At 64.2% G+C, this 26,693-nt stretch carries 26 protein-coding genes and 1 tRNA gene; 21 read left to right on the top strand and 6 right to left on the bottom strand.

The window, feature by feature from the left end; genetic code table 11:
* The first annotated feature begins 413 nt into the window (after window positions 1-413).
* The gene (locus AC0L3X_RS17295) at window positions 414-1,130 is read left to right on the top strand and encodes a cation efflux transmembrane domain-containing protein (protein WP_071913348.1); all 717 of its coding nucleotides are present in this window, start codon (window positions 414-416) and stop codon (window positions 1,128-1,130) included.
* Between the two features lie 175 nt (window positions 1,131-1,305).
* Here the strand turns inward: AC0L3X_RS17295 and pepT are convergent, their stop codons facing one another.
* The 6 genes from pepT to AC0L3X_RS17265 form a co-directional block, all read right to left on the bottom strand.
* Complete coding sequence (pepT, locus tag AC0L3X_RS17290) at window positions 1,306-2,556, bottom strand: peptidase T (RefSeq protein ID WP_063982967.1); 1,251 nt, start codon at window positions 2,554-2,556, stop codon at window positions 1,306-1,308.
* A gap of 119 nt (window positions 2,557-2,675) precedes the next feature.
* A complete protein-coding gene (locus AC0L3X_RS17285; protein ID WP_063982968.1) occupies window positions 2,676-3,005 on the bottom strand; it encodes an HU family DNA-binding protein in 330 nt (109 codons plus the stop codon).
* A 185-nt stretch (window positions 3,006-3,190) separates the two neighbouring features.
* A tRNA-Asp gene (locus tag AC0L3X_RS17280) sits at window positions 3,191-3,267 on the bottom strand.
* A 159-nt stretch (window positions 3,268-3,426) separates the two neighbouring features.
* Entirely contained in the window at window positions 3,427-3,630 is a 204-nt protein-coding gene (locus tag AC0L3X_RS17275; protein ID WP_063982969.1) for a hypothetical protein, read from the bottom strand.
* A 142-nt stretch (window positions 3,631-3,772) separates the two neighbouring features.
* Window positions 3,773-5,068 carry a spinster family MFS transporter gene (locus AC0L3X_RS17270; RefSeq protein ID WP_473316534.1) on the bottom strand — a complete coding sequence of 432 codons (1,296 nt, stop codon included), beginning with the start codon at window positions 5,066-5,068 and terminating at the stop codon, window positions 3,773-3,775.
* A gap of 120 nt (window positions 5,069-5,188) precedes the next feature.
* Complete coding sequence (locus AC0L3X_RS17265; protein WP_354096090.1) at window positions 5,189-6,379, bottom strand: aromatic ring-hydroxylating dioxygenase subunit alpha; 1,191 nt, start codon at window positions 6,377-6,379, stop codon at window positions 5,189-5,191.
* Window positions 6,380-6,562: 183 nt separating this feature from the next.
* Here AC0L3X_RS17265 and AC0L3X_RS17260 point away from each other — a divergent pair, with 183 nt between their 5' ends.
* The 20 genes from AC0L3X_RS17260 (at window position 6,563) to nuoN (ending at window position 26,692) form a co-directional block, all read left to right on the top strand.
* The gene (locus AC0L3X_RS17260) at window positions 6,563-7,078 is read left to right on the top strand and encodes a MarR family winged helix-turn-helix transcriptional regulator (RefSeq protein WP_038943030.1); all 516 of its coding nucleotides are present in this window, start codon (window positions 6,563-6,565) and stop codon (window positions 7,076-7,078) included.
* 175 nt (window positions 7,079-7,253) lie between these two features.
* The gene (locus AC0L3X_RS17255) at window positions 7,254-9,506 is read left to right on the top strand and encodes a TonB-dependent siderophore receptor (RefSeq protein WP_208089450.1); all 2,253 of its coding nucleotides are present in this window, start codon (window positions 7,254-7,256) and stop codon (window positions 9,504-9,506) included.
* Between the two features lie 22 nt (window positions 9,507-9,528).
* Complete coding sequence (locus tag AC0L3X_RS17250; protein ID WP_135216781.1) at window positions 9,529-10,665, top strand: PepSY-associated TM helix domain-containing protein; 1,137 nt, start codon at window positions 9,529-9,531, stop codon at window positions 10,663-10,665.
* Entirely contained in the window at window positions 10,665-10,895 is a 231-nt protein-coding gene (locus AC0L3X_RS17245) for a hypothetical protein (protein WP_063982974.1), read from the top strand. Before AC0L3X_RS17250 ends, AC0L3X_RS17245 begins: the two co-directional genes overlap by 1 nt.
* A 248-nt stretch (window positions 10,896-11,143) precedes the next feature.
* Window positions 11,144-11,509 (top strand): NADH-quinone oxidoreductase subunit A, encoded by a 366-nt coding sequence (locus tag AC0L3X_RS17240; RefSeq protein WP_007603535.1) that lies wholly within the window; start codon window positions 11,144-11,146, stop codon window positions 11,507-11,509.
* The gene (locus tag AC0L3X_RS17235; protein WP_014494855.1) at window positions 11,500-12,087 is read left to right on the top strand and encodes a NuoB/complex I 20 kDa subunit family protein; all 588 of its coding nucleotides are present in this window, start codon (window positions 11,500-11,502) and stop codon (window positions 12,085-12,087) included. The genes AC0L3X_RS17240 and AC0L3X_RS17235 overlap by 10 nt, the downstream gene beginning before the upstream one ends.
* Before the next feature lie 11 nt (window positions 12,088-12,098).
* The gene (locus AC0L3X_RS17230) at window positions 12,099-12,710 is read left to right on the top strand and encodes an NADH-quinone oxidoreductase subunit C (RefSeq protein WP_166342015.1); all 612 of its coding nucleotides are present in this window, start codon (window positions 12,099-12,101) and stop codon (window positions 12,708-12,710) included.
* Window positions 12,711-12,712: 2 nt separating this feature from the next.
* Window positions 12,713-13,909 carry an NADH-quinone oxidoreductase subunit D gene (locus tag AC0L3X_RS17225; protein WP_135216783.1) on the top strand — a complete coding sequence of 399 codons (1,197 nt, stop codon included), beginning with the start codon at window positions 12,713-12,715 and terminating at the stop codon, window positions 13,907-13,909.
* Window positions 13,909-14,871 (top strand): FkbM family methyltransferase, encoded by a 963-nt coding sequence (locus AC0L3X_RS17220; protein ID WP_283016694.1) that lies wholly within the window; start codon window positions 13,909-13,911, stop codon window positions 14,869-14,871. Before AC0L3X_RS17225 ends, AC0L3X_RS17220 begins: the two co-directional genes overlap by 1 nt.
* 10 nt (window positions 14,872-14,881) lie before the next feature.
* Window positions 14,882-15,493: an NADH-quinone oxidoreductase subunit NuoE gene (gene nuoE / locus AC0L3X_RS17215; RefSeq protein WP_028149052.1), complete on the top strand. Its 612-nt coding sequence runs from the start codon at window positions 14,882-14,884 to the stop codon at window positions 15,491-15,493.
* Window positions 15,493-15,693: a hypothetical protein gene (locus tag AC0L3X_RS17210; RefSeq protein ID WP_028149053.1), complete on the top strand. Its 201-nt coding sequence runs from the start codon at window positions 15,493-15,495 to the stop codon at window positions 15,691-15,693. The genes nuoE and AC0L3X_RS17210 overlap by 1 nt, the downstream gene beginning before the upstream one ends.
* A gap of 15 nt (window positions 15,694-15,708) precedes the next feature.
* Window positions 15,709-17,034 (top strand): NADH-quinone oxidoreductase subunit NuoF, encoded by a 1,326-nt coding sequence (nuoF, locus tag AC0L3X_RS17205; protein WP_014494861.1) that lies wholly within the window; start codon window positions 15,709-15,711, stop codon window positions 17,032-17,034.
* Between the two features lie 5 nt (window positions 17,035-17,039).
* Entirely contained in the window at window positions 17,040-19,115 is a 2,076-nt protein-coding gene (nuoG, locus tag AC0L3X_RS17200) for an NADH-quinone oxidoreductase subunit NuoG (RefSeq protein WP_283016693.1), read from the top strand.
* Window positions 19,116-19,119: 4 nt separating this feature from the next.
* The gene (gene nuoH / locus AC0L3X_RS17195; protein WP_063982981.1) at window positions 19,120-20,187 is read left to right on the top strand and encodes an NADH-quinone oxidoreductase subunit NuoH; all 1,068 of its coding nucleotides are present in this window, start codon (window positions 19,120-19,122) and stop codon (window positions 20,185-20,187) included.
* A gap of 8 nt (window positions 20,188-20,195) precedes the next feature.
* A complete protein-coding gene (gene nuoI / locus AC0L3X_RS17190; protein ID WP_014494864.1) occupies window positions 20,196-20,690 on the top strand; it encodes an NADH-quinone oxidoreductase subunit NuoI in 495 nt (164 codons plus the stop codon).
* A 9-nt stretch (window positions 20,691-20,699) separates the two neighbouring features.
* Window positions 20,700-21,338, top strand: a complete 639-nt coding sequence (locus tag AC0L3X_RS17185) for an NADH-quinone oxidoreductase subunit J (protein ID WP_028149057.1) — start codon at window positions 20,700-20,702, stop codon at window positions 21,336-21,338.
* A complete protein-coding gene (gene nuoK / locus AC0L3X_RS17180) occupies window positions 21,335-21,643 on the top strand; it encodes an NADH-quinone oxidoreductase subunit NuoK (RefSeq protein ID WP_008547737.1) in 309 nt (102 codons plus the stop codon). Before AC0L3X_RS17185 ends, nuoK begins: the two co-directional genes overlap by 4 nt.
* Window positions 21,644-21,651: 8 nt before the next feature.
* Complete coding sequence (nuoL, locus tag AC0L3X_RS17175) at window positions 21,652-23,724, top strand: NADH-quinone oxidoreductase subunit L (RefSeq protein ID WP_283016692.1); 2,073 nt, start codon at window positions 21,652-21,654, stop codon at window positions 23,722-23,724.
* Window positions 23,725-25,233: an NADH-quinone oxidoreductase subunit M gene (locus AC0L3X_RS17170; RefSeq protein WP_071913375.1), complete on the top strand. Its 1,509-nt coding sequence runs from the start codon at window positions 23,725-23,727 to the stop codon at window positions 25,231-25,233.
* 22 nt (window positions 25,234-25,255) lie between these two features.
* Window positions 25,256-26,692: an NADH-quinone oxidoreductase subunit NuoN gene (gene nuoN, locus AC0L3X_RS17165; protein WP_283016691.1), complete on the top strand. Its 1,437-nt coding sequence runs from the start codon at window positions 25,256-25,258 to the stop codon at window positions 26,690-26,692.
* The last annotated feature ends 1 nt before the right edge of the window (window position 26,693 follow it).

The following is a 26,693-nucleotide window of genomic DNA, read 5'->3' as shown; positions in this document are numbered from 1 at the left end:
CCGGGTGCCGCCCCCCCCCCCCCCGGGCCGCCCCCCCCCCCCCCCCCCCACCCCCCCCACCCCCACCCCCCCCCCCCCCCCCCCGGCGGGTGGGGCGGCCCCCCGCCCGGCCGGCCCCCCCCGCCCCCCCCCCCGACAGCAGATAGCTGATTGCGAGACACGCAGCCAACAGCCCGCGCCAGTTGCGCAGGCGAAACAATCTGATCGGGCGGCGGATCGCAGTCACGAAGTCACTCTGGTTACGTCCGGGTTCGTAGCATGGCGACCGGAACAGTGTCGACCCGCAATAATGTTAGGTGTGGGGAGCTGAACGTCGCACCCGCATGTGTCCATGCGATTGCAAGCAGCGACGTCCGTTCATCGCCATCGTTGCGGTCCCATGGTAAGATAGAAACGACGAGAGGGAGCTCGGAATGCCCGAAGAGTCTTGCTGCTCGCACGATGCGTGCTGCGGGGAAGCCGCCAAAGCCCGTGTGGAGGAAGTCGCCGCGTCAGGTTGCGCCGACTGCTGCTCGGCGGGCGTTCCGGTCTTCGACGGGCTCGATCCGCGATACAAGCGCGTGCTGTGGACCGTCATCGCCATCAACGCGGCGATGTTCGTGAGCGAAATGGCGGCGGGCCATTTGGCCGGCTCCCAGGCGCTCAAGGCCGACGCTCTCGACTTCCTCGCCGACACGGTCACCTACGGCCTGAGCCTTTCGGTGATCGGCGCGAGCATCAAGACGCGTGCCACCGCCGCGTTGTTCAAGGGGTTGTCGCTCAGTGCCATGGCCGCCTGGGTGTTCGGGTCAACGCTCTATCAGACCCTGGTCCTGGGGCTCCCGCGTGCGGAGCTGATGGGAGCGATGAGCCTGGCCGCCCTGGCAGCGAACCTGACTTCGGTTCTCCTGCTCGCGCGCTACAAGGACGGCGATGCCAACGTGCGCTCGGTTTGGCTCTGCTCGCGCAACGACGCGATCGGCAACGTCATCGTGATGGTCGCTGCCATCGGTGTATTTGGAACCGCGACGGCATGGCCCGATCTGGCTGTCGCTGCGGTAATGGCTGGAATCTTCCTGACCTCGTCGCTGCAAATCTTGCGGCAAGCATGGGCAGAGTATCGCGGCGGGCAAGCTGCCGTGACTGCCTGAGGGGGGCCTTTGCGCGCGATCCAAACGCGGAAAGGCCCCAGCCCGGGGCTGACCGGCTGAGGCCTTATGTGCTCACATTCTCATCCTTGGGACTTGAGACGCTAACGCGCCCCGTACTGGATCGTTCCGCAGGGCTCGGAATTATTTTGCCCTGCTGCCGGGAGGTGCGGCGTTCCTACGCCTTCTCCTCCCAGATCATCGCGAGATGCACGATCGTCTGCACCGCCTTTTCCATGTCCTGCCGGCTGACCCATTCGAGCCGCGAATGAAACGCGTGCTCGCCGGCGAAGATGTTGGGGCAGGGCAGGCCCATGAAGGACAGGCGCGAGCCGTCGGTGCCGCCGCGGATCGCGGTGCGCATCGGGCGCAGGCCGGCGCGGCGGATCGCCTCGATGGCGTATTCGAGGATGTGCGGGTGACGGTCGATCACCTGCTTCATGTTGCGGTACTGCTCCCGCACGTCGAACTTGTAGGTCGAGCGCGGATAGTCCTTCATCACGTCCTTGACGATGTTCTCGAGCAGGACTTCCTTCTCCTTCAGCCCCTCCTCGGTGAAGTCGCGCACGATGAAGGACAGCGTCGCCTGCTCAAGCGCGCCGTCGATGCCGATCGGATGCAGAAAGCCCTGCTTGCCTGACGTCGTCTCGGGCGAGCAGCCTTCCTTCGGCAGCCGCTCGACGATGGCGGCTGCGATCTTGATCGCGTGCTCCATCTTGCCCTTGGCGTAGCCGGGATGGGCGCTGACGCCGTTGATGGTGATGGTGGCGCCGTCGGCCGAGAAGGTCTCGTCCTCGACGCTGCCGGCGCTCTCGCCGTCCATGGTGTAGCCGAAATCGGCGCCGAGCTTCTTCAGGTCGACATTGTCGACGCCGCGGCCGATCTCCTCGTCCGGCGTGAACAGGATCTTGATGGTGCCGTGCTTCACATCGGGGTTGTTGATGAAGAAATGCGCGGCATCCATGATCTCGGCGACGCCGGCCTTGTTGTCGGCGCCCAAGAGCGTGGTGCCGTCGGTGGTGATGATGTCGTTGCCGATCTGGTTCTTCAGCGCGGGATGTTCAGTGAAGCGGATCACCTGGCTGGTATCGCCCGGCAGCGTGATATCGCCGCCGCGATAGTCCTTCACCAGCTGCGGTTTGACGTCCTTGCCGGTCACGTCGGGCGAGGTGTCCATGTGCGAGCAGAAGCAGATCACCGGCACCTTCTTGGTCGTATTGGCCGGGATCGTTCCGTAGACGTAGCCGAAGTCGTCGAGATGCGCGTCGGCGACGCCCATGGCCTTCAGCTCGGCGGCGAGCACGCGGCCGAGATCTTTCTGCTTCTCGGTCGAGGGCGAGGCCGGGGATTCCGGATCGGACTGGGTGTCGATGGTGACGTAGCGCAGGAAGCGTTCGGTCACGGTGTGCGAAAAGGAGAGGGAGGACATTTCTGGTCAAACCGCCGGGTCTTGGGGAAGCAAGGCTTGGGGGAAGCAGGCGGTATATCAGAAAAGCGGGCCGTGATGCGGCCGAACGAAAGCGGATCAGGCTTAACGAAACGTAGCTGCTAGATCGCTTCCTTGAGCTCCTTGACCGGGCGGAAGGCGACCTTCTTGCTGGCCTTGATGTGGATCGCCTCGCCGGTGGTGGGGTTGCGGCCGGTGCGGGCGGCGCGCTTGCGGACCTGGAGGATGCCGAGCCCGACGATGCGGACGCGGTCGCCCTTCTTGAGGTGTTTGGCGATCAGATCGACCATGTCGGTCAGGACGGCCTCGGCGTGCTTTTTCGAGAGGTCCTGGCTCTCCGCGACGTCAGCGGCGAGGTGCTTGAGCGTGATGGTGGCGGGAGCGGCTGCCTTCTTCGCCGAATCCTTCTTGGCCGAATCCTTCTTAGCCATGTCTGGCCTCCTCAATGACAGGGAAGCCCCGGAAAAGCCGGTAAAGCGTGGGGATCCCTCCAAGTCCTGGAAGGCGTAGACGATTCGGGCGCGGGCTGACTATGCCACGAGTTCCCGGCAGACGCCGGCAATGCCGCGAAAGGCTTCGAGAAGTTCGGGCTAAGACTATGAAGGGATTGCCAAAATGGCGCGAGAGACGGGGCTCGAACCCGCGACCTCCGGCGTGACAGGCCGGCGCTCTAACCAACTGAGCTACTCCCGCGTGGTTCGCTGAAAGCGCGCGGAACGAGGGGGGACTTAAAGGCGGGGCTTGGTGAAGTCAAGGACGTTGCGCTTTGTCAGGACGCATCGGCTAAGCATTGCTCTGGAAAACGAAAAAGGCCGCCAGGCGGCGGCCTCTGTCAGCCCGAAACAGGGCGTGTCAGCGAATCTCCGACGTGCCTGCGCTGGTCACGGCCACCGCCTTGCCGGCCTTGATCACGTGGGCCGATTGGGCGGTCTGGCTGTAATCGACGTTGGTGCGGGCTGCGATCCCGAAGCCGGCGACCAGAATACCAGCAACCAGCGCCACCACCACGATCTTCAGGTGGGTGCCACGATCAGCCGAGTGAATTGAGTGGTTCATATAAGCCTCCCGACGGGCTTAGCCGCCGTCTATGGGCTCATGTCTTAAGGACCATCTGTTTCCGGATGGTTTCGCGGGTTCCGCAAAATGGTTTCATTAATACGCCCGCTTGGTTTCGCCGGGCTGGCGGCCGGAACAGGTCTCAGGCGGCCGCCCGGCCGATATCGTCCCGGATCGAACGGGCTGCCCAGACGAACAGCAGGGCGCCCAGTGTGGTCGTGATCGCCGCCGAGAGCAGGGAATAGCGCACGGCGTCCGCGCCGTAGGTGCCCTTGAGGGCGTCGTTGACCATGCCGACGGCAAGCGGGCCGACGCCCTGGCCGAAGCAGGTGGCGGTGAGCGCGATCAGGGCGGAGGCGAGCGCCCGCATGCTCGGCTTCGCCACCGTCTGCGCGATCGCGAAGATCGGCCCGAGATGGAAGCCGACCAGGAACGAGGTCAGCGCCAGCATGGCGACCATCATCGCGAAATCCTGCGTCAGCATGCACAGCGCGAACACCGGGCCGGCCAGCCCTGAGGTGATCGCCGGCGCCCACAGCTTCCAGCGATCGTCGCGGCGGCTGATCGGCGCCACCACGAAGCCGCCGAGCAGGGTGCCGGCCATGCCGGCGAGCCCCTTAAAGGTGCCGGCATAGGTGCCGATCTCGGCGCTCGACAGATGGTGCACGCGGGCCAGGAAGGGCGGGATCCAGGCCGCCGTTGCGTAGTTCGTGTAGGTGGTGAGGCAGAAGCCGATCAGCACGATGATGAAGCTCTGCTGCGAGGCCAGGAAGCGCAGTGTCGGCCCGAGCGGCTCCGGCACGAAACTCTCCTGCATCGCGCCGCGCTTCGGCTCGGAGATCGTCAGCCACAGAATCAATGCGAGCAGGATGCCGGGCAGGCCGGCGACATAGAACGCCATCCGCCAGCCATAGTGCTGGTTGACGTAGCCGCCGATGAAATAGCCGAGGAAGACGCCGAGATAGGTGCCGATGGCGTAGATGCCCAGCGCGCGCGGGCGCTCGTTCTTGGTGAAGAGATCGGCGACGATCGACTGCGAAGCGGGCGAGCCCGCGGATTCGCCGATGCCGACGCCGATGCGCGCCAGCGCCAGCGAGGTCACGCTCGAGGCTGCCCCGCACAGCGCCGTCATCGCGCTCCAGAACGCAAAGGCGACCGCGACGATGTTGCGTCGGTTGAGCCGGTCGGCGACGCGCGCGATGGGAATGCCGAGCAGGGAATAGAACAGTGCGAAGCCGAAGCCCGCGAGCAGGCCCATCATGGTGTCGCTGAGCTGAAACTCCTTCTTGATCGGCTCGATCAGGACGTTGAAGATCGTGCGGTCGAGGAAGTTCAGCGCATAGATGATGGTGAGCAGGCCCAGCACGTAATAGCGCCGCGCCGGGGGCTTTGCTGCGGCGGCCGTTTGCACCGACATCTGTGACGTCACATCGACCATCGCATCCCCCCAATTTGTCTTTGTTATCGTTGCCGGTCCAGCCCTTCGTGAGGCTGGTCGAGAGCGTTTTCGAACGAAGTGGATACCGGTTCGCGTGAAGAAAACGCGCCAAACAAAAACTCAGCCTTCGCGGATGTAATTCCCCGCTTCGAATTCGACCGGCGCAGCACTTGTATCGAACGACACGCCGATCGGATCGCGGTCTGCTTCCATCGCCTCCAGTTGCTCGGTCAGCATGCGCCGGATCATCAGGATGCCGCGGTCGCTCTGGCCGAAATGCTCCTCGGAGTGGATGGTCTGCGGGCCCTGGCCGACCTGGGCCTCGTAATCGCCCGGGAATTGCTGGTGCTCCTGTTCGGTCATGTCCCACCAGAATTTGCCGTTGAACTTCGAGCGCATGCGGCCGATGTCGCCGGAAGCCTTGACGCGGCCGGCGACGTAGATGCGGAACGAGGTGTCGTCGATCGGCAGCGTCCAGCCGATCGACTCGACGCGGGCGAATTGCGCCACGCGCGGATTGGGCACGACGCGCAAGGTGGGAAGGGCGGCTTCGGTGACGCGGTAAAACACCTTGCCGTCGTCCTGCTTGCGGATCGAGCGCACGGCGATGCCGCGCGGCGTCTTGTCGAACTTCACCTCCGGCATCGAGGCCATCATGTTGGTGAATTGCGGCCCCGAGAACGAGCCGTGCAGCACCGGCACGTGATAAGGATCGACCACGTTCTCGAAATGCTGCAGCCAGTTGCAGGGGATGATCGCGGGGCCGCCGCCGCCGATCGAGGAATCGTCGGCCTCGACGAACTCGCCTTCGTCCATGTTTTCCAGGCATTCGTAAGCGGGCAGCACCGGGCGTTTCTCGGCCGGGCCCATATAGGCGAAGATCAGCCCGTAGCGCTCCTCGATCGGGTACCAGGGCTGGCGCACCTTGTCCTTGAACTGGCCGCCGTCGGGCTCGCAGGGCTGTTCGAGGCAATGGCCTTCGGTGTCGAACTTCCAGCCGTGATAGCAGCAGCGGATGCCGTCCTCTTCGACCTTGCCATAGTAGAGCGTGGTGCCGCGATGGCAGCAGCGCGCGTGCAACAGGCCGGCGCGGCCGTGCTTGTCGCGGAACAGCACCAGATCCTCGCCGAGCGCGCGGACCTTTTTCGGCGTGTCGGTGGCGTCGCTGACGAGCCCGACCGGATGCCAGTAGCGGCGCAGCAATTCGCCCATCGGCGTGCCGCGCGCGACCGAGGTGAGCTCGGTGCGCGTATGCGCCGGCTTCATCGCATAGGCGGTGCCGAGATCGCGATCCCGCTGGGTCATCGTCATGCTGTTCCTCCCGCCGCTGGCCTTGGGTGGCCGGGTCGTTTTGATGCGGTGACCCAGTGAAAAATAATTCGATGACAATGTCAACGATATTCCAGAATGCCTCTTAATCGCATTTGGAATCAGGTTGGGGAGGTTGCGCTACCAGCGCTTGGCACGCCCCGGCTTTCTTGGCAGAGGTGGATCATGAGCCAGACATCGAGCAGGGACGGGCACGCATCGCCCGATGCGGACGAAAGCCACTCGCCGGCGCCGATCACCGTGATGCTGTCGTCACGGCTGATGGTGCTCGCCAATTTGCTCAAGCGTGGCGCGATCCTGCGCTACAAGCGCCTCGCCGGATTGTCCTCGGTCGAGTTCGGTCTGGTCGCCTCGCTCGGTCGCCGTCCGCCGATGAGCGTGGCGCGACTCGCCGAAGCCGTCGGCCAGGACAAGGGCCAGATCAGCCGCGCGCTCGCGGAACTCGTCTCGCGCAAGCTGATCGCGAAGTCGGCGAACCCGAAGGACAGCCGCGAGGTGCTGGTCGCGCTGACCGCGGCAGGGCTCGCCGCGCATGATGCAATCGTCGAAGGCGCGCAGGAGCGCAATCGGCAATTGCTGGAACAGTTGAGCAAGGACGAGTTCGAGACGCTGCTGGCGCAGATCGACCGTCTCACGGCGACAGCCGAGAAGATGCTCGAGGCCGAGAAAGTTTCACGCTGATCTCTCGGAAATCTCCGGGAATGTTGGATCATTTCTAAGAACCCTTCTAAGAGGTTTTCAATTAGGGAATTCGCGCGCGCTCACCTAAGCGTCACTGCAAGCGCCTGCCGTTGGGGGAACGACGGCATGACGCAAGCAAACAGACATGTTGGGGTGCGCGTTGAACAGTCTTCGTATGCTGCGGTCGGTCGTCTTGGCGACCGCGTCTGCTTTCGCAGTGGTACCGCAGGCATCGCTTGCGCAGTCCTCGGCGCAAGGCGGTGCGCAAAACCTGCCGTCGGTCACCGTCAACGCGCCGGAAGCACGACGCCGCGCACCTGCTGCGGCCGCCCGCCGCGTGGCGCGGCCGTCGGTAGAGACCGCCGCCAGCCGCAGACCGCTTCAGCAGCGCAATGTCGGCTTCGTCGAGACGCCGCGCGGTCCGGTGAACGGCTACGTCGCCAACCGCAGCTCGTCGGGCACTAAGACCAACACGCCGATCATGGAGACGCCGCAATCGGTGTCGGTGATCGGCGCGGACCAGATCCGCGACCAGAAGGCGACCAAGCTCGACGAGGTTCTGCGCTACACCGCCGGCGTGCGGGCTGGCACCTTCGGTGCGGACACGCGCAACGATTGGTGGCTGATCCGCGGCTTCAAGTCCGACGACATCGGACTGTTTCTCGACGGCACGCAGCTGTTCTACACGGCCTATGCGAGCTGGCGGCTTCCGCCGTCCAATATGGAGCGAGTCGAGGTGTTACGCGGCCCGTCGGCGGTGCTCTATGGTGGATCGAGCCCGAGCGGCATCGTCAATGTCATCAGCAAGATGCCGCCGACCGAGCCGATCCGCTACATCGAGACCGGCGTCAACAATTTCGGCAACGCCTATGTCGGCTTCGATGTCGGCGGGCCCGTTGCAACGCAGCCCCAGGACGGCAAGCTGTTCTACCGCGTCGTCGGCGAGATCAGGAACGGCGACACGCAGGTCAACTTCACGCCGGACAACAACTACTTCATTGCGCCGTCCTTCACCTGGAAGCCGGATGCCGATACGACTTTCACGGTTCTGGCGTCGGCATCGAAGACCGACACCCGCGGCATCAACTTCCTGCCTTACCAGGGCACGGTGACCAACGCGCCGTTCGGCAAGATCCCGACCAGCTTCTTCGCCGGCGATCCCAGCGTCGACAAGTTCACGCGCGAGCAGGAGATGCTCGGCTATCAGTTCGAGCGCAATGTCACCGACGATCTAACGTTCCGGCAGAATGCGCGATTTGCGCATATCGACCTGACCTATCGCGGTTACATCGGCAACGGCTGGGACAATATCAATGCGGCCTCTCTCGGTCGCTACAATTGGTATGCGAAGGATACCGCCAACCAGGCCGATCTCGACAACCAGCTGGAATATCGCTTCAACACCGGTCCTGTCAGGCACACGATGCTGTTCGGTGTCGATCTGAAGGGCTATCAGATCGACGACTATCAGGCCTTCAACTTCGGCACCGTTCCTCCGATCAATGTGCTCAATCCGGTCTACGGCATTAACATCCCGCTCACAGGCCCGCCGTTCCGTAACTTCCTGATCACGCAGAAGCAGGCCGGCACCTACCTCCAGGACCAGATGAAGCTCGGTAACTTCACGCTGGTGCTGAGCGGCCGCAACGACTGGGTCGAGACGACGCAGGCCGCCCGTGACACTGGGGCGACGCTCGCCAGCAACAATGACAGCCAGTTCAGCGGTCGCGCAGGCTTGATCTACAATTTCGACAACGGCATCGCGCCCTACATCTCCTACGCGACGAGTTTCAACCCGATTATCGGGCTCAACGCGCAAAATCAGCTGTTCCAGCCGGAGACCGGCCAGCAGGCCGAAATCGGCGTCAAGGTCGCCCCCAAGGGATTTGATGGCTACTTCACTGCCTCGGTGTTCAACCTGAAGCGCCAGAATGTACCCACTACCGATCCGATCATCACCACGCTGCAGAACCAAACCGGCGAGGTGACCTCGCGCGGCATCGAGCTCGAAGCGGTCGCAAATGCGACGAAGGAGTTAAAGTTCATCGGCGCCTTCACGGCCTATCATCTCTTCACCAGCAGGGACCTGAACCCGGCGCTGGTCGGCAAGACGCCGACCAACACGCCTGAGCTCCTGGTCTCGGGCTGGGCCGACTACACATTCAAGGACGGACCGCTTGCGGGATTCGGCTTCGGCGGCGGCGTGCGCTATGTCGGCGCCTCCTGGGCGGACGCCGCCAACACCCTCGAGGTTCCCGCGGTCGTGCTCGGCGACCTCGCGGTCCACTACGAGTGGCAGAACTGGCGCACGGCAATCAACGTGATCAACCTGACCGACAAGATCTATGTCGCAAGCTGCGCGGCGGCCTCGTCATGCTTCTACGGCGACCGCCGGCGCGTCACCGCCAGCGTCTCCTACAAGTGGTAGGCACCGGCGAGGGGAGGGCCTCGTGAAGGCGCGCACGGTCAGGCTCTGGTCCGTGGTCCACACCTGGACCAGCCTGATCTCGACCGTCTTCCTGCTGCTGCTCTGCCTGACCGGCCTGCCGCTGATCTTCCATCACGAGATCGATGAGCTCCTGGGCTATGCCCCCCAGCCCGAAGCTCATGCGGGCGCGGCGCGTGCGACGACGCAAGCCGTCGCCGACGCCGCGCTCGCCGCCGATCCCGGCCGGGTGCTGCAATATATCGCCTGGGACAAGGACGAGCCCGGGATCGTGACCGCGTTCACCAACAGCGCCGTCAACGGGCTGCCCGACAACACGACCGTGCGCGCGTTCGATGCGATGTCGACCAAGCTGCTCGGACCGGTCGGCATCGGGCCGATGCTGATCATGCTCAAGCTGCATACCGACATGTTTGCCGGCCAGCCCGGAAAACTGTTCCTCGGCGGGATGGGCCTGCTGTTCGCCATCGCCATCATCTCCGGCGTGGTGCTGTACTGGCCGTTCACCCGCCGGCTGCGCTTTGCCACCATTCGCGGCCACGCCTCGCGCCGCGTGCGCTGGCTCGACTGGCACAATCTGATCGGCGTCGTGACGGTGGCCTGGGCACTGGTGGTAGGCCTCACCGGCGTCGTCAACACCTGGGCCGAGCTGATGCTCAACCAGTGGAAGGCCACCGAGCTTGCCAGCATGGTCGCGCCCTATGCCGGCAAGCCGCCGCCGTCGCATCTGGCTTCGCTCGACGATGTTGTGGCGCGCGCGAGGCAGACGGCGCCCGGGATGGAGGTTGCCTTCATCGCGTTTCCGGGAACGCCGTTCACCTCCTCGCACCACTTCGCCGCCTTCATGCGCGGCGACACGGCGCTGACGGCGCGGCTGCTCAAGCCGGTCCTGCTCGACGGCGAAACAGGGGAGGTCGCCGACAGCCGGGCGCTGCCGGTCTATCTCCAGGCGCTCCTGATCTCGCAGCCGCTGCATTTCGGCGATTATGGCGGGATGCCGCTCAAGGTGATCTGGGCCGTGCTCGACATTCTCACGATCGTTGTGATCGGCAGTGGCCTCTATCTCTGGCTGGCACGGCGGCGCAAGCGCGCGCCCGCCCGGAGCGACGCATTCGCCAGACGAACCCCGGTCCCGTCGTGATGCATGGCTCCTCTGACCGCTCGGGCCTGTGGATACGTGTCTTTGCTGCACCCATCCTGCTCGCGGCTGCGACCATCACCGGCCTGCTGGCTGCGCTACTCTGGGGAACGGTCGGCCAGTATGTCGCCTGGGTGACGGTGGGAGCCCCGGTGCTGGTCATTGCCTGGGTTTGGGTGCGCTGCCGCACCCAAAAAACCGGGCAATTATCGCGGACGACACGCGGCAAATAGCTGCCTCGGCCCGTGTGCCGCAATCCTCGAACGGCTGCCCTGCAAAACTGTGGCCGCCCTTGCTGGGATTGGCGATCTGCTCCATACCAGCCGCGGGGCGATTCCGGGATTTCTATCGTTCTGGGGGCGGTAAAGGGCCTAAAAAGAGCGTGTCTTGCGCCCATTGGTGCACTGCGCTAAGGCTCAGAACAATTCCAAACTGGACGAATCCGTGGCTGTCCCGAGGCTGCGGGAAAAAGGGCTCGTCAATGAGCGGCATTCTGCAGAACTATCTTCCACTCGTCGTCTTTATAGGGGTAGCGGGCCTCATCGGCCTCGTGCTGCTGATCGCGCCCTTCATCGTGGCGTTCCAGCAGCCGGACCCGGAAAAGCTGTCGGCGTATGAGTGCGGTTTCAACGCCTTCGACGACGCTCGCATGAAGTTCGACGTCCGCTTCTATCTGGTCGCCATCCTCTTCATCATCTTCGACCTCGAGGTGGCGTTCCTGTTTCCCTGGGCGGTGGCGTTCGGCAAGCTTGGCGCGACCGGCTTCTGGTCCATGGTGGTGTTCCTCGGCGTGCTGACGGTCGGGTTCGCCTATGAATGGAAGAAGGGAGCACTGGAATGGGATTGAACCCTGCAACGTCCTCTGGCCCGGTCGTCGCGCCGGCCCCCAAGGGCATCCTTGATCCGTCGACCGGCAGGCCGGTTGGCGCCAACGATCCGTTTTTCCTCGAGGTCAACTCCGAGCTGTCCGACAAGGGCTTCTTCGTGGCCGCGACCGACGACCTCATCACCTGGGCCCGTACCGGCTCGCTGATGTGGATGACCTTCGGTCTCGCCTGCTGCGCGGTCGAGATGATGCAGGTCTCGATGCCGCGCTACGACGTCGAGCGCTTCGGCTTCGCCCCGCGCGCCTCGCCGCGCCAGTCCGACGTGATGATCGTCGCCGGCACGCTGACCAACAAGATGGCGCCTGCGCTGCGCAAGGTCTACGACCAGATGCCCGAGCCACGCTACGTCATCTCGATGGGCTCCTGCGCCAATGGCGGCGGCTACTACCACTATTCCTATTCGGTCGTGCGCGGCTGCGACCGGATCGTGCCGATCGACATCTACGTGCCGGGCTGCCCGCCCACGGCGGAAGCGCTGCTCTACGGCGTGCTGCTGCTGCAGAAGAAGATCCGCCGCACCGGCACCATCGAACGCTAAGGTTTTACGTCATGGACGACGCCAAGCTCGACGCCCTGGGGCAGACGATCGTTAGCGCACTTCCGGGCGCCGCCATCGGTCATTCGGTTGCCTTCAACCAGCTCACGGTGGATGTCGAGGTCAGCAAGATCGTCGAGGTGGTCAAGTACCTCCGCGACGATCCGAAATGCCGGTTCATCAACTTCACCGACATCACGGCCGCAGACTATCCGTCGCGCGAAAAACGCTTCGACGTGATCTATCACTTCCTGTCTCCGACCCTGAACGCGCGGATCCGCCTCAAGGCCCAAGCCGACGAGACCACGCAGGTGCCGTCGCTGATCGACGTGTTCCCCGGCGCCGACTGGTTCGAGCGCGAGGCCTACGACCTCTATGGCGTGTTCTTCGTCGGTCACCCCGACATGCGCCGCCTGCTGACCGATTACGGTTTCGAGGGCCATCCGCTGCGCAAGGATTTCCCGACCACCGGTTTCGTCGAGGTTCGCTACGACGACCAGGAGAAGCGGGTGGTGTACGAGCCCGTCCGGCTCAACCAGGAATTCCGCAAGTTCGATTTCCTCTCGCCGTGGGAAGGGGCGGACTATCCGCTTCCCGGTGACGAGAAGGCGGGACCGAAGGTCTGATCATGAACGAGCAACCCGAACAGCTTCGCAATTTCACCATCAACTTCGGGCCCCAGCATCCGGCTGCGCACGGCGTGCTGCGTCTGGTCCTGGAGCTTGACGGCGAAATCGTCGCCCGCGTCGACCCCCATATCGGCCTGCTTCACCGCGGCACCGAGAAGCTGATCGAGCAGAAGACCTATCTGCAGGCGATCCCGTATTTCGACCGGCTCGACTACGTCGCGCCGATGAACCAGGAGCACGCCTTCTGCATGGCGGCTGAGAAGCTGCTCGGCATCGAGGTGCCGCGCCGCGGCCAGCTGATCCGCGTGCTCTATTGCGAGATCGGCCGCATCCTCTCGCACCTCCTCAACGTCACCACGCAGGCGATGGACGTCGGCGCGCTGACCCCGCCGCTGTGGGGCTTCGAAGAGCGCGAGAAGCTGATGGTGTTCTACGAGCGCGCCTCGGGCAGCCGTATGCACGCAGCCTTCTTCCGCGTCGGCGGCGTGCATCAGGACCTGCCGCAGAAGCTGGTCGACGACATCGAGGCCTGGTGCGATCCGTTTCTGAAGGTCGTGGACGATCTCGATCGTCTCCTCACCGCCAACCGCATCTTCAAGCAGCGCAACGTCGACATCGGCGTGGTGCCGCTCAAGGAAGCCTGGGAGTGGGGTTTTTCGGGCGTCATGGTGCGCGGCTCGGGCGCGGCCTGGGACCTGCGCAAGTCGCAGCCCTATGAATGCTACGCCGAGATGGATTTCGACATCCCGATCGGCAAGAACGGCGACTGCTACGATCGTTACCTGATCCGCATGGAAGAGATGCGCCAGTCCGTGCGCATCATGAAGCAGTGCATCCAGAAGCTGAACGCAGCCGACGGGAAGGGGCCTGTCGTCGTCGAAGACAACAAGGTCGCGCCGCCGCGCCGCGGCGAGATGAAGCGCTCGATGGAAGCGCTGATCCATCACTTCAAGCTCTACACCGAAGGCGTCCACGTGCCGGCCGGCGAGGTCTACACCGCGGTCGAGGCGCCGAAGGGCGAGTTCGGCGTCTATCTGATCTCCGACGGCACCAACAAGCCCTACAAGTGCAAGATCCGCGCGCCGGGCTTTGCGCATCTTCAGGCGATGGACCACATCTGCCGCGGCCATCTGCTTGCCGACGTCTCGGCGATCCTCGGCTCGCTCGACATCGTGTTCGGAGAGGTCGATCGGTGATGGCGCAGGCGCCAATCCAGTTTGACCGTGCCTCGGGGGCCCTTGAAGGGGCCAACCTGTGGGAGCGGACGGCTGCCTTGGCGCTGGTGACGGGATCGAAGATCTCCTCGCATTTCTCGCACATGGGCTACATCGCCTGCGCGAACCTGCTGCGGAAGACGCTGCCCGAGCGCAACATCGCGATCAGGCTCAATCCCGATGCCGTGTTCGAATTCCCCTACGGCGACGGCTATTGGAGCAAGCTGCTCAACCGCTCCTACAACTACGAGGACGAGCTGGAGGTCCTGTTCGCCGACTCCATCGACGTCGACTACACGCTGCTCGATTGCGGCGCCAATTACGGCTACTGGTCGGTGCTGGTCTCGAGCAAGCCGTTCGGATCGCACAAGGCGATCGCGATCGAGCCGTCGGGGCAGAACTATCCGAAGCTTGCCAACAACGCCCGCGTCAACGGCAACCGCTTCGAGACGCTGAAATGCGCCATCGGCGCGGCGCGCGGTACCGCGCGGCTGTCAGGCACCAAGCATGAGGCCTTCAGCATCGCCGGCGCACCGTCGGCGGGCGGCGAGGACGTGCCGGTTCTCGCGCTCGACAATCTCATCGATGACGGCAAGGTGGCGGCCCACGGCAAGTACCTGATCAAGCTCGACGTCGAGGGCGTCGAGATCGAGGCGATCAAGGGCGGCGCACGGCTGCTTGAGACCGACAGCGTCATCATGTGCGAGGAGCACGGCAGCGATCGCAGCCACGCGGTGTCGCGCTTTATCCTCGAACAGACGCCGCTGAAGCTGATCGTGTTCGATCCGCGCAGCAACCGGATGGAGACCGTGACCGAGCTGTCGATCCTCGACCGCATCAAGGTCTCGACACACGTCGGCTACAACGTTTTCGGCACCGCAAGCGCATTCTGGCAGGGCAGGATCGATGCCCTGAATGCGAAAACCGCGCGCCGTATGCAGTGAGAGATAAGAGATGTCCGTTCGCCGATTAGCACCGAAGGAAGTCCAGCCCGCGAGCTTTGCGTTCACGGAGGAGAACCTCGCGTTCGCCAAGCAGCAGATCGCGAAATATCCGGCCGGCCGGCAAGCCTCCGCTGTCATCGCCATCCTCTGGCGCGTCCAGGAACAGCACGACGGCTGGGTGTCGGAAGCCGCGATCCGCGCCGTCGCCGATCTGCTCGACATGCCCTATATCCGCGTGCTCGAAGTCGCGACCTTCTACACGATGTTCCAGCTCGCCCCCGTCGGCAAGAAGGCCCACGTCCAGGTCTGCGGCACCACGCCGTGCCGCCTGCGCGGTGCCGAGGATCTCATCCACGTCTGCGAGCACCGCATTCACCACGAGCCGTTCCATCTCTCCAAGGACGGTAATTTCAGCTGGGAAGAGGTGGAATGTCTCGGTGCCTGCGTGAATGCGCCGATGGTGCTGATCGGCAAGGACACCTATGAGGATTTGACCAAGGAAACCTTTGGCAAGGTGCTCGACGGCTTCGCCTCGGGCAATCCGCCGAAGCCCGGTCCGCAGAACGGCCGCCAGTTCTCGGCGCCGACGGGTGGGCCGACCACGCTGAAGGAGATCACCTGATGCGTGATCTCCCCGCAATTGGAGGGAACGAAGCCGTGAACAAATGGGGCTTCGTCGCCATGCACGCCGCGGTCGCGGCCGCCTTCATGTTCCTGCTGCAGCGCTTCGTGATGAACGCGACGCAGGAGAGCAGCCTACTCTGGGCGCTGACCTTCGCCGTCTGCGCCGCCGGACTTGCCTACAAGCAGTCCAATCGTTGATCGGAAAGCACTGAAATGCTCGAGGACAAGGACCGCATCTTCAAGAACCTCTACGGCCTCCACGACTGGGGGCTCGAGGGCGCGCGGCGCCGCGGCGCCTGGGATGGTACGAAGAATATCATCGACAAGGGCCGTGACTGGATCATCAACGAGATGAAGGCGTCGGGCCTTCGCGGGCGCGGTGGCGCCGGCTTCCCGACCGGCCTGAAATGGTCGTTCATGCCGAAGGAATCGACCGACGGCCGCCCGAGCTATCTCGTCGTCAACGCCGACGAATCCGAGCCCGGCACCTGCAAGGATCGCGAGATCATGCGGCACGATCCGCATCTCCTGATCGAAGGCTGCCTGATCGCGAGCTGCGCGATGAACGCGCATGCCTGCTACATCTATGTCCGCGGCGAGTTCATCCGCGAGCGCGAGCATCTCCAGGCCGCGATCGACCAGGCCTATGAGGCGAAGCTCGTCGGCAAGGACAATGTCAACGGCTGGCCGTTCGACATCTACGTCGCGCACGGCGCCGGCGCCTATATCTGCGGCGAGGAGACCGCGCTGCTCGAAAGCCTCGAAGGCAAGAAGGGCCAGCCGCGCCTGAAGCCGCCGTTCCCGGCCAATGTCGGCCTGTTCGGCTGCCCGACCACCGTCAACAACGTCGAGTCGATCGCGGTTGCGCCCGACATCCTGCGGCGCGGCGCGGCCTGGTTCGCCGGCATCGGCCGTCCGAACAATGTCGGCACCAAGCTGTTCTGCATCTCGGGTCATGTCGAGCGGCCCTGCAACGTCGAAGAGGCCATGGGCATTCCGTTCCGTGAGCTGATCGAGAAGCATTGCGGCGGCATCCGCGGCGGCTGGGACAACCTCAAGGCCGTGATCCCCGGCGGCTCGTCGGTGCGCATGGTACCGGCCGAGCAGATCATCGACACGCCGATGGATTTCGACAGCTTGAGCAAGCTGCGCTCGGGCCTCGGCACAGCGGCCGTGATCGTGATGGACAAGTCGACCGACCTGATCCGCTCCATCGCTCGCATCTCCTATTTCTACAAGCACGAGAGCTGCGGCCAGTGCACGCCGTGCCGCGAGGGCACCGGCTGGATGTGGCGCGTCTTGACCCGCATGGCCGATGGCCGCGCCCACAAGCGCGAAATCGACATGCTGCTCGAAGTCACCAAGCAGGTCGAAGGCCACACCATCTGCGCGCTCGGCGACGCAGCCGCCTGGCCGATCCAGGGCCTGATCGCGCATTTCCGTCACGAGATCGAAGCGCGCATCGACCAGTATTCGCACAAGGCTGACATCGACGATATCGGCGTCCGCGATCCCGTGAACATGGTCGCGGCGGAGTAGAGAGAATGACCAAGCTCATCATCGACGGCAAAGAGATCGATGTCCCCGCCGAGTACACGCTGCTCCAGGCGTGCGAAGCCGCGGGCGCCGAGATTCCGCGCTTCTGCTATCACGAGCGGCTGTCGATCGCCGGCAATTGCCGGATGTGCCTCGTCGAAGTGAAGGGCGGCCCGAAGCCGGTCGCAAGCTGCGCCTGGGGCGTGCGCGATTGCCGTCCGGGCCCCAAGGGCGAGCCGCCGGAAATCTCCACGCGTTCGCCGATGGTGAAGAAGGCACGCGAAGGCGTGATGGAATTCCTTCTCATCAACCATCCGCTGGACTGCCCGATCTGCGACCAGGGTGGCGAGTGCGACCTTCAGGACCAGGCGATGGGCTATGGTGTCGACACCAGCCGCTTCGCCGAGAACAAGCGCGCCGTCGAGGACAAGTACCTCGGCGCGCTGGTCAAGACCTCGATGAACCGCTGCATCCAGTGCACGCGCTGCGTCCGCTTCTCGGCGGAAGTCGCCGGCGCGCCCGAGATGGGCGCCACCGGCCGCGGCGAGGACATGGAGATCACAACCTATCTCGAGCACGCGCTGACGTCCGAATTGCAGGGCAATCTCGTCGACATCTGCCCGGTCGGCGCGCTGACCTCGAAGCCCTATGCTTTTGCGGCTCGCCCGTGGGAGCTCGGCAAGACCCAGTCGATCGACGTGATGGACGGCCTCGGCTCGGCGATCCGCGTCGACACCCGCGGTCGTGAGGTGATGCGCGTGCTGCCGCGCATCAACGAGGCCGTGAACGAGGAGTGGATCTCCGACAAGACCCGTCACGTCGTTGACGGCCTGCGCACCCAGCGCCTCGACCGGCCCTATATCCGCGAAGCCGGCAAGCTGCGGGCGGCGAGCTGGCCCGAAGCCTTTGCCGCGATCGCTGCGAAAGCGGCGCGCACCGACGGCAAGCGCATCGGCGCGATCGCCGGCGACCTCGCCGGCGTCGAAGAGATGTTCGCGCTGAAGGACCTGCTGGCCAAGTACGGCTCGAACAATCTGGCAGTGCAGGGCGGCGACGCCTTCGATCCCGCGCTCGGTCGCGGCTCCTACATTTTCAATCCGACGCTGGTCGGTGTGGAGCAGGCCGACGCGTTGCTCATCATCGGCGCCAATCCGCGCAAGGAAGCGGCCGTGTTCAACGCCCGCATCCGCAAGCGCTGGCGCGGCGGCGGCTTCAAGGTCGGCGTGATCGGCGCCAAGGTCGATCTCACTTACGACTATGACCACCTCGGCGCAGGCACCGAGACGCTCGGCGAGCTCGCGGCCGGCAAGCATTCCTTCATGGATGTGCTGAAGAACGCCAAGCACCCGATCATCCTGGTCGGCGCAGGCGCAGCCTCGCGTCACGACGGCGCCGCCATTCTCGCCGCCGCCGCCAAGCTCGCGCTCGATGTCGGCGCGGTGAAGGACGGCTGGAACGGCTTCGGCGTACTGCACGAGACCGCCTCGCGCGTCGGCGCACTCGACATCGGCTTTGTCGCCGGTGCGGGCGGGCTGAACGCCGCGCAGATGACGACCTTCGGCACGCTGGACCTGCTGTTCCTGCTCGGCGCCGACGAGATCAAGCCGTCGGACGGCACCTTCGTCGTCTATATCGGCACCCATGGCGACCGCGGCGCGCATCGCGCCGACGTCATCCTGCCGGCGGCCGCCTACACCGAGAAGTCCGCGATATACGTCAACACCGAAGGCCGCGTGCAGATGACCGGCCGTGCCGCGTTCCCGCCGGGCGAAGCCCGCGAGGACTGGGCGATCGTGCGGGCGCTGTCGGAGGCGCTCGGCAAGAAGCTCGGCTACGACTCGCTGTCGGCACTCCGCCAGGCGATCTTCAAGGCCGCGCCGCACCTGATGCGTCTCGACCAGATCGAAGCCGGCGCCGCCGACCAGATCAAGAAGCTGGCGGGGAAGGGCGGCTCGCCGGAGAAGGCGCCGTTCAAGCCGGCGATCGAGGACTTCTATTTGACCAACCCAATCGCGCGTGCATCCGCCGTGATGGCGGAATGCTCGCGGCTTGCCTCCGGGCAGATGCTGACCGCAGCGGAGTGAGCCGATGGAATTCTTCGAAAGCGCATTCTGGACCGGTTTCCTCTGGCCGCTGATCATCATGGTCGCGGAGAGCGTCCTGGTGCTCGTCGTCCTGCTGGTCGCGATCGCCTACATCCTGCTCGCCGACCGCAAGATCTGGGCGGCGGTGCAGATCCGCCGCGGCCCGAACGTGGTCGGCCCCTGGGGCCTGCTGCAGTCCTTCGCGGACCTGCTGAAGTTCGTGCTGAAGGAGCCGATCATCCCGTCCGGCGCCAACAAGGGCGTGTTCCTCCTTGCTCCCTTGGTCTCATGCGTGCTCGCGCTCGCGGCCTGGGCGGTGATCCCGACCAATCTCGGCTGGGTGATCTCCGACATCAATGTCGGCGTGCTCTTCATCTTCGCGATCTCGTCGCTGTCGATCTACGGCATCATCATGGCCGGCTGGTCGTCGAACTCGAAATACCCGTTCCTGGCCGCGCTGCGCTCGGCGGCGCAGATGGTGTCCTACGAGGTCTCGATCGGCTTCGTCATCATCACCGTGCTGCTCTGCGCCGGCACGCTGAACCTGTCGGCCGTGGTCGAGGCCCAGCATGCCCGTGGCCTTGCCAGCCTGATCGGGTTGCCGCAGCTCACCATCCTGAACTGGTATGTGTGGCCGCTGTTCCCGATGTTCGTGATCTTCTACGTCTCGGCGTTGGCGGAAACCAACCGTCCGCCGTTCGACCTCGTGGAAGCTGAATCAGAGCTCGTCGCCGGCTTCATGGTCGAATACGGCTCGACGCCGTATCTGCTGTTCATGCTCGGCGAATATGTCGCGATCGTCACGATGTGCGCGCTGGCGACGATCCTGTTCCTCGGAGGCTGGCTGCCGCCGGTGGATCTGCCGCCCTTCAACTGGGTGCCGGGGATCATCTGGTTCTCGCTCAAAGTGTTCTTCATGTTCTTCCTGTTCGCGATGGCAAAGGCGATCGTGCCGCGCTACCGCTACGACCAATTGATGCGCCTCGGCTGGAAGGTGTTCCTGCCGCTGTCGCTGGCGATGGTGGTCGTGGTGGCCGGTGTGCTGCATTTCGCCGGCATCGCGCCGAAGTGAGGGCCGTCATGGGTATCAATGTCAACGCCACTGCACGCTCGCTCCTGCTGTCGGAATTCGTCTCGGCGTTCTTCCTCGCCATGCGCTATTTCTTCCAGCCGAAGCCGACGCTGAACTATCCCTTCGAGAAGGGCCCGATCTCGCCGCGCTTCCGCGGCGAGCATGCGCTGCGCCGCTATCCGAACGGCGAAGAGCGCTGCATCGCCTGCAAGCTGTGCGAAGCCATTTGCCCGGCGCAGGCCATCACCATCGAGGCCGGCCCGCGCCGCAACGACGGCACCCGCCGCACCGTGCGCTACGACATCGACATGGTGAAGTGCATCTATTGCGGCCTCTGCCAGGAGGCCTGTCCGGTCGACGCCATCGTCGAAGGTCCGAACTTCGAATTCGCGACCGAGACCCGCGAGGAACTGTTCTATGACAAGGCCAAGCTGCTCGCCAATGGCGACCGCTGGGAACGCGAGATCGCGAAAGCGATCGAGCTCGACGCGCCGTACCGGTGAGATGAGAGCATGATCCTTCCCGCGCTGTTCTTCTATCTCTTCGCCGGCGTCTGCGTCGCCTCGGCGGTGATGGTGATTGTCTCGCGCAATCCCGTGCACTCCGTGCTGTACCTGATCCTGGCCTTCGTCAACGCCTCCGGCCTGTTCGTGCTCATGGGCGCCGAATTCCTCGCGATGATCCTGATCGTCGTCTATGTCGGCGCCGTCGCGGTGCTGTTCCTGTTCGTGATCATGATGCTCGACGTCGACTTCCTCGAGCTGCGCGAGGGCTTCATCGAGTACCTGCCGGTGGGCCTCGTGATCGGCGGCATCTTCCTGTTCGAGCTGCTGCTCACCGTCGGCTTCTGGGTCATCAACCCCGGCGTCTCCAAGACGATCACGGCGGCGATCCCGACCAATGTCAGCAACACCGAGGCGCTCGGGCTCGTGCTCTATACGAAGTACATCCACTACTTCCAGCTCGCGGGCATGGTGCTGCTGGTCGCCATGATCGGCGCCATCGTGCTGACGCTGCGCCACAAGGCGAACGTGAAGCGGCAGGACATCAACGTTCAGAATGCACGCACGCCCGAGATGGCGATGGCGATGCGCAAGGTGGCGTCGGGGCAGGGGCTCCAGGACAGCGACGCGGCGGAGTGGGTGAAATGACGATCGGGCTCGGACATTATCTGGCGGTCGGCGCGATCCTGTTCACGCTCGGGATCCTCGGCATCTTCCTGAACCGCAAGAACATCATCGTCATCCTGATGTCGATCGAGCTGATCCTGCTCTCGGTCAACATCAACCTCGTGGCATTCTCGACCTTCCTCGGCGACATCGTCGGCCAGGTCTTCGCATTGCTGGTGCTGACGGTTGCGGCTGCGGAAGCCGCGATCGGTCTCGCCATCCTGGTGGTCTATTTCCGCAACCGCGGCTCGATCGCGGTTGAGGACGTCAATCTGATGAAGGGCTGAGCTCAGTCATGGTTCAGGCAATTGTCTTTCTGCCTCTGCTGGGCGCCATTCTGGCCGGGCTTATCGCGCTGTTCGGCGCCCATGCCCGCAACCCCTCGGGTGACGAGGTCGAGCATCACGGCGATCATGGCCACGGCGACGCCCACGCGGCGGTCGCCCATGATGATCATGGCCACGACGATCACGCGCATGACGACCATGGCCCGGTCGAGCCGCCGGCCGCGGGCTCGCGCGGCGCCGAGCTGATCACGACCGCGCTGCTGTTCGTCTCGGCAGCGCTGTCCTGGATGACGCTGGTCGATGTCGGCTTCATGCACCACGACATGCGGATTCCGCTGTTGCCCTGGATCATGTCGGGCGACCTCCAGGTTTACTGGACGCTGCGGGTCGACACGCTCACCGCCGTGATGCTGGTGGTGGTGACGACCGTGTCCTCGCTCGTGCACCTCTATTCCATCGGCTACATGGACGAGGATCCGTACCGGCCGCGCTTCTTCGGCTATCTCTCGCTGTTCACCTTCGCCATGCTGATGCTGGTGACGGCCGACAACCTCGTGCAGCTGTTCTTCGGCTGGGAAGGCGTCGGTCTGGCGAGCTACCTGCTGATCGGCTTCTGGTACCAGAAGCCGTCGGCGAACGCGGCGGCGATCAAGGCCTTCGTGGTCAACCGCGTCGGCGATTTCGGCTTCGCGCTCGGCATCTTCGCGATCTTCATGCTGACCGCCTCGACCGATTTCGAGACCATCTTCCACCAGGCGCCGAGCCTGACCGGCAAGACCATCGACTTCCTCGGCTGGCATGCCGATGCGCTGACCCTGACCTGCCTGCTGCTGTTCATGGGCGCGATGGGCAAGTCGGCGCAGTTCCTGCTGCACACCTGGCTGCCGGACGCGATGGAAGGCCCGACCCCGGTCTCCGCGCTGATCCACGCCGCGACCATGGTCACCGCCGGCGTGTTCATGGTGGCGCGGCTGTCGCCGCTGTTCGAGCTCGCCCCGAACGCGCAGGCCGTCGTGATGTTCTTCGGCGCCACCACGGCGTTCTTCGCCGCGACCATCGGCCTCGTCCAGAACGACATCAAGCGCATCGTCGCGTACTCGACCTGTTCGCAGCTCGGCTACATGTTCGTGGCGATGGGAGCAGGGGCCTATTCGGTCGGCATGTTCCACCTGTTCACGCACGCCTTCTTCAAGGCGCTGCTGTTCTTGGGTTCCGGCTCGGTGATCTACGCGATGCACCACGAGCAGGACATCCGCAACATGGGCGGCCTCTGGCGCAAGATCCCCTACACCTATGCGGTGATGGTGATCGGCACGCTGGCGCTCACGGGCTTCCCGCTCACGGCGGGCTATTTCTCCAAGGACGCCATCATCGAGTCCGCCTACGCCTCGCATAATCCGTTCGCGATGTACGGCTTCCTGATGACGGTCGTCGCCGCCGGCCTGACCTCGTTCTACTCCTGGCGCCTGATCTTCAAGACCTTCCACGGCGAGCCCCATGACGAGCATCACTACGAGGCCGCGCATGAGGCTCCGCTCTGGATACTGATCCCGATCGGCGTTCTCGCGGTCGGCTCGATCGTCGCGGGCTTCCCGTTCAAGGAGCTGTTCGCCGGTCACGGCGTCGAGGAGTTCTTCCGCGAGTCCGTGAAGATGAACCCGCACATCATCGAGGAGATGCACCACATCCCCGAGACCATCGCCATCCTGCCGACGGTGATGATGGTGCTGGGCTTCCTGGTGTCGTACCTGTTCTACATCCGCCGGCCGTATCTGCCGGTCGAGCTCGCGAACACGCAGCCGATGCTGTACCAGTTCCTGCTCAACAAATGGTACTTCGACGAGCTCTACGATCTCATCTTCGTCCGCCCGGCGAAGTGGATCGGCTATCAGCTCTGGAAGAAGGGTGATGGCTTCATCATCGACGGCCTCGGCCCCGACGGTATCTCGGCCCGTGTGCTGGACGTCACCCGCAACGTGGTGAAGATCCAGACCGGCTATCTCTATCACTACGCGTTCGCCATGCTGATCGGCGCCGCCGGCCTGATCACCTGGTTCATGTTCGGCTTTGGAGGCCAGTAAATGACAACCTGGCCAATCCTTTCGGTCACGACGTTCCTGCCGCTGGTTGGCGCGCTGATCGTCTATCTCAGCCGAGGCGATGACGAGGCGGCCCGGCGCAATGCGCGCTGGATCGCGCTGTGGACCACGCTGATCACCTTCGCGGTGTCGGTGATCCTGGTGATGCGCTTCGATCCGTCGAGCGCCGACTTCCAGTTCGTCGAGAAGGCGAACTGGCTCGCCACCGGCATCACCTACCACATGGGCGTCGACGGCATCTCGCTGCCGCTGGTGATCCTGACCACCGCCATCATGCCGTTCTGCATCATCGCGAGCTGGAAGGCGATCACCAACCGCGTCCGCGAATACATGATGGCGTTCCTGATCCTGGAAACGCTGATGATCGGCACCTTCTCGGCGCTCGATCTCGTGCTGTTCTACCTGTTCTTCGAGGGCGGCCTTATCCCGATGTTCCTGATCATCGGCGTCTGGGGCGGTCCGCGCCGGGTCTACGCGTCGTTCAAGTTCTTCCTCTACACGCTGCTCGGCTCGGTGCTGATGCTGCTCGCCATCATGGCGCTGTACTGGAATGGCGGCACCACCGACATCCCGACCCTGATGCACACCGCCGTGCCGCGCTCCCTGCAGACCTGGGCGTGGCTCGCCTTCTTCGCCTCGTTCGCGGTGAAGATGCCGATGTGGCCGGTGCACACCTGGCTCCCCGACGCCCACGTCGAGGCGCCGACCGCGGGCTCGGTGGTTCTGGCTGCGATCCTGCTGAAGATGGGCGGCTACGGCTTCCTGCGCTTCTCGCTGCCGATGTTCCCCCTGGCCTCGCACGACTTCGCGCCGCTGATCTTCACGCTCTCGGCCATCGCCATCATCTACACCTCGCTGGTCGCCCTGATGCAGGAGGACATGAAGAAGCTGATTGCGTACTCGTCAGTGGCGCATATGGGCTTCGTCACCATGGGCATCTTCGCCGGCACCATGCAGGGCGTCGCCGGCGGCATGTTCCAGATGATCTCGCACGGCATCGTCTCCGGCGCGCTGTTCCTCTGCGTCGGCATCGTCTACGACCGCATGCACACCCGCGAGATCGCGGCCTATGGCGGCCTCGTCAACCGGATGCCGCTCTACGCGCTGACCTTCATGATCTTCACCATGGCCAATGTCGGTCTGCCCGGCACCTCCGGCTTCGTCGGCGAGTTCATGACGCTGCTCGGCACCTTCAAGGTCTCGATCCCGACCGCGTTCTTCGCGACCTTCGGCGTGATCCTGTCGGCCTGCTACGCGCTGTGGCTGTACCGCAAGGTCGTGTTCGGGGCGCTGGTCAAGCCGTCGCTGGCGAGCATGAAGGATCTCACTTTCCGCGAGTGCGTGACGCTGTTCCCGCTGATCGCGCTGACGATCCTGTTCGGCGTCTATCCGAAGCCGGTGCTCGACATGTCGGCCGTCTCGGTCCAGCAACTCGTCAATAATTACAACACCGCTGTGACGGCCGTGAAGGCCGCCGCACTGCTCCAGTGATCGGGCAGGTCAGGATATCGCCATGAGCTTTGAGACTGCAGGTTATCAACTGGCGCCGGTGCTGCCCGAGATTGTGCTCGCGGTCGGCGCCATGGCACTCTTGATGCTGGGGGCCTATCGCGGGCAGGAGACCACCAAGACCGTCACGACGCTTTCGGTCCTGCTGCTGGTCGTGGTCGGCGTGCTCGTCTACGCACAGCCTGCGGGCAAGCACGTCACCTTCGGCGGCAGCTTCATCGTCGACGATTTTGCCCGCTTCATGAAGATCCTGGCCCTGATCGGCTCGGCGGTGACGCTGGTGCTGTCGACCGAGTTCCTGTCGGACCCGTCGCGCCGGATCTTCGAATACGCCATCCTGGTGCTGCTCTCGACGCTCGGCATGATGGTGCTGATCTCGGCCGGCGACTTGATCTCGCTCTATCTCGGCCTCGAGCTGATGTCGCTCGCGCTCTATGTCGTGGCGGCCTCGAACCGCGACAACGCCAAGTCGACCGAAGCCGGCCTGAAGTACTTCGTGCTCGGCGCGCTGTCCTCGGGCATGCTGCTCTACGGTTCCTCGCTGGTCTACGGCTTCACCGGCACGGTCAGCTTCACCGGCATCGCGGCGGCCGCGACGGTCTCGAATATCGGCCTGGTGTTCGGCCTGGTCTTCCTGCTCGCCGGCCTCTGCTTCAAGGTCTCGGCCGTGCCGTTCCACATGTGGACGCCTGACGTCTACGAGGGCGCCCCGACCCCCGTGACTGCCTTCTTCGCCTCGGCGCCGAAGGTGGCCGCGCTCGCGGTCTTCACCCGCGTCACGCTGACCGCATTCCCCGGCATCGTCTCGCAGTGGCAGCAGATCCTGGTGTTCGTGGCGATCGCCTCGATGGCGCTCGGCTCTTTCGCCGCGATCGGCCAGACCAACATCAAGCGCCTGATGGCCTATTCCTCGATCGGCCACATGGGCTTTGCCCTGGTCGGCCTCGCCTCCGGCACGGTCGAGGGCGCGCAGGGCGTCTTGATGTACATCGTGATCTATGTGGCGATGACGCTCGGCTCGTTCTCGGTCATTCTGGCGATGAAGCGCAACGGCCAGGCCGTCGAGAAGATCAGCGATTTCGCCGGTCTGTCGCGGACCAATCCGCTGCTCGCCTTCATGTTCGCGATGCTGCTGTTTTCGCTCGCCGGAATCCCGCCGCTCGCCGGCTTCTTCGCCAAATGGTACGTCTTCGTCGCCGCCATCAAGGCGAACCTGTTCACGCTCGCCGTCATCGGCGTGTTGACCAGCGTCGTGGGCGCCTACTACTACCTGACCATCGTCAAGACGATGTACTTCGACGAGCCGGCCGGTCAGGTCGATCCGGTGCGCGTCGAGGTGAAGACTGTGCTGGCTGTCTTTGGCCTGTTCAACATCCTCTTCGCGCTGTTCGCGGGCCCGGTGGTGAGCGTCGCCTCCGCCGCGGCAAAGTCGCTGTTTTAGG

This window comes from Bradyrhizobium sp. MI1.7, from assembly GCF_055811795.1.
This window is presented reverse-complemented; position numbering and strand designations above follow the sequence as displayed.

Bases quoted from the DNA above. Each gene is read 5' to 3' on its own strand.
- AC0L3X_RS17295 (WP_071913348.1), top strand. From the start codon at position 414: ATGCCCGAAGAGTCTTGCTGCTCGCACGATGCGTGCTGCGGGGAAGCC.
- pepT (WP_063982967.1), bottom strand. From the start codon at position 2,556: ATGTCCTCCCTCTCCTTTTCGCACACCGTGACCGAACGCTTCCTGCGC.
- AC0L3X_RS17285 (WP_063982968.1), bottom strand. From the start codon at position 3,005: ATGGCTAAGAAGGATTCGGCCAAGAAGGATTCGGCGAAGAAGGCAGCC.
- AC0L3X_RS17275 (WP_063982969.1), bottom strand. From the start codon at position 3,630: ATGAACCACTCAATTCACTCGGCTGATCGTGGCACCCACCTGAAGATC.
- AC0L3X_RS17270 (WP_473316534.1), bottom strand. From the start codon at position 5,068: ATGGTCGATGTGACGTCACAGATGTCGGTGCAAACGGCCGCCGCAGCA.
- AC0L3X_RS17265 (WP_354096090.1), bottom strand. From the start codon at position 6,379: ATGACGATGACCCAGCGGGATCGCGATCTCGGCACCGCCTATGCGATG.
- AC0L3X_RS17260 (WP_038943030.1), top strand. From the start codon at position 6,563: ATGAGCCAGACATCGAGCAGGGACGGGCACGCATCGCCCGATGCGGAC.
- AC0L3X_RS17255 (WP_208089450.1), top strand. From the start codon at position 7,254: ATGCTGCGGTCGGTCGTCTTGGCGACCGCGTCTGCTTTCGCAGTGGTA.
- AC0L3X_RS17245 (WP_063982974.1), top strand. From the start codon at position 10,665: ATGCATGGCTCCTCTGACCGCTCGGGCCTGTGGATACGTGTCTTTGCT.
- AC0L3X_RS17240 (WP_007603535.1), top strand. From the start codon at position 11,144: ATGAGCGGCATTCTGCAGAACTATCTTCCACTCGTCGTCTTTATAGGG.
- AC0L3X_RS17235 (WP_014494855.1), top strand. From the start codon at position 11,500: ATGGGATTGAACCCTGCAACGTCCTCTGGCCCGGTCGTCGCGCCGGCC.
- AC0L3X_RS17230 (WP_166342015.1), top strand. From the start codon at position 12,099: ATGGACGACGCCAAGCTCGACGCCCTGGGGCAGACGATCGTTAGCGCA.
- AC0L3X_RS17225 (WP_135216783.1), top strand. From the start codon at position 12,713: ATGAACGAGCAACCCGAACAGCTTCGCAATTTCACCATCAACTTCGGG.
- AC0L3X_RS17220 (WP_283016694.1), top strand. From the start codon at position 13,909: ATGGCGCAGGCGCCAATCCAGTTTGACCGTGCCTCGGGGGCCCTTGAA.
- nuoE (WP_028149052.1), top strand. From the start codon at position 14,882: ATGTCCGTTCGCCGATTAGCACCGAAGGAAGTCCAGCCCGCGAGCTTT.
- AC0L3X_RS17210 (WP_028149053.1), top strand. From the start codon at position 15,493: ATGCGTGATCTCCCCGCAATTGGAGGGAACGAAGCCGTGAACAAATGG.
- nuoF (WP_014494861.1), top strand. From the start codon at position 15,709: ATGCTCGAGGACAAGGACCGCATCTTCAAGAACCTCTACGGCCTCCAC.
- nuoG (WP_283016693.1), top strand. From the start codon at position 17,040: ATGACCAAGCTCATCATCGACGGCAAAGAGATCGATGTCCCCGCCGAG.
- nuoH (WP_063982981.1), top strand. From the start codon at position 19,120: ATGGAATTCTTCGAAAGCGCATTCTGGACCGGTTTCCTCTGGCCGCTG.
- nuoI (WP_014494864.1), top strand. From the start codon at position 20,196: ATGGGTATCAATGTCAACGCCACTGCACGCTCGCTCCTGCTGTCGGAA.
- AC0L3X_RS17185 (WP_028149057.1), top strand. From the start codon at position 20,700: ATGATCCTTCCCGCGCTGTTCTTCTATCTCTTCGCCGGCGTCTGCGTC.
- nuoK (WP_008547737.1), top strand. From the start codon at position 21,335: ATGACGATCGGGCTCGGACATTATCTGGCGGTCGGCGCGATCCTGTTC.
- nuoL (WP_283016692.1), top strand. From the start codon at position 21,652: ATGGTTCAGGCAATTGTCTTTCTGCCTCTGCTGGGCGCCATTCTGGCC.
- AC0L3X_RS17170 (WP_071913375.1), top strand. From the start codon at position 23,725: ATGACAACCTGGCCAATCCTTTCGGTCACGACGTTCCTGCCGCTGGTT.
- nuoN (WP_283016691.1), top strand. From the start codon at position 25,256: ATGAGCTTTGAGACTGCAGGTTATCAACTGGCGCCGGTGCTGCCCGAG.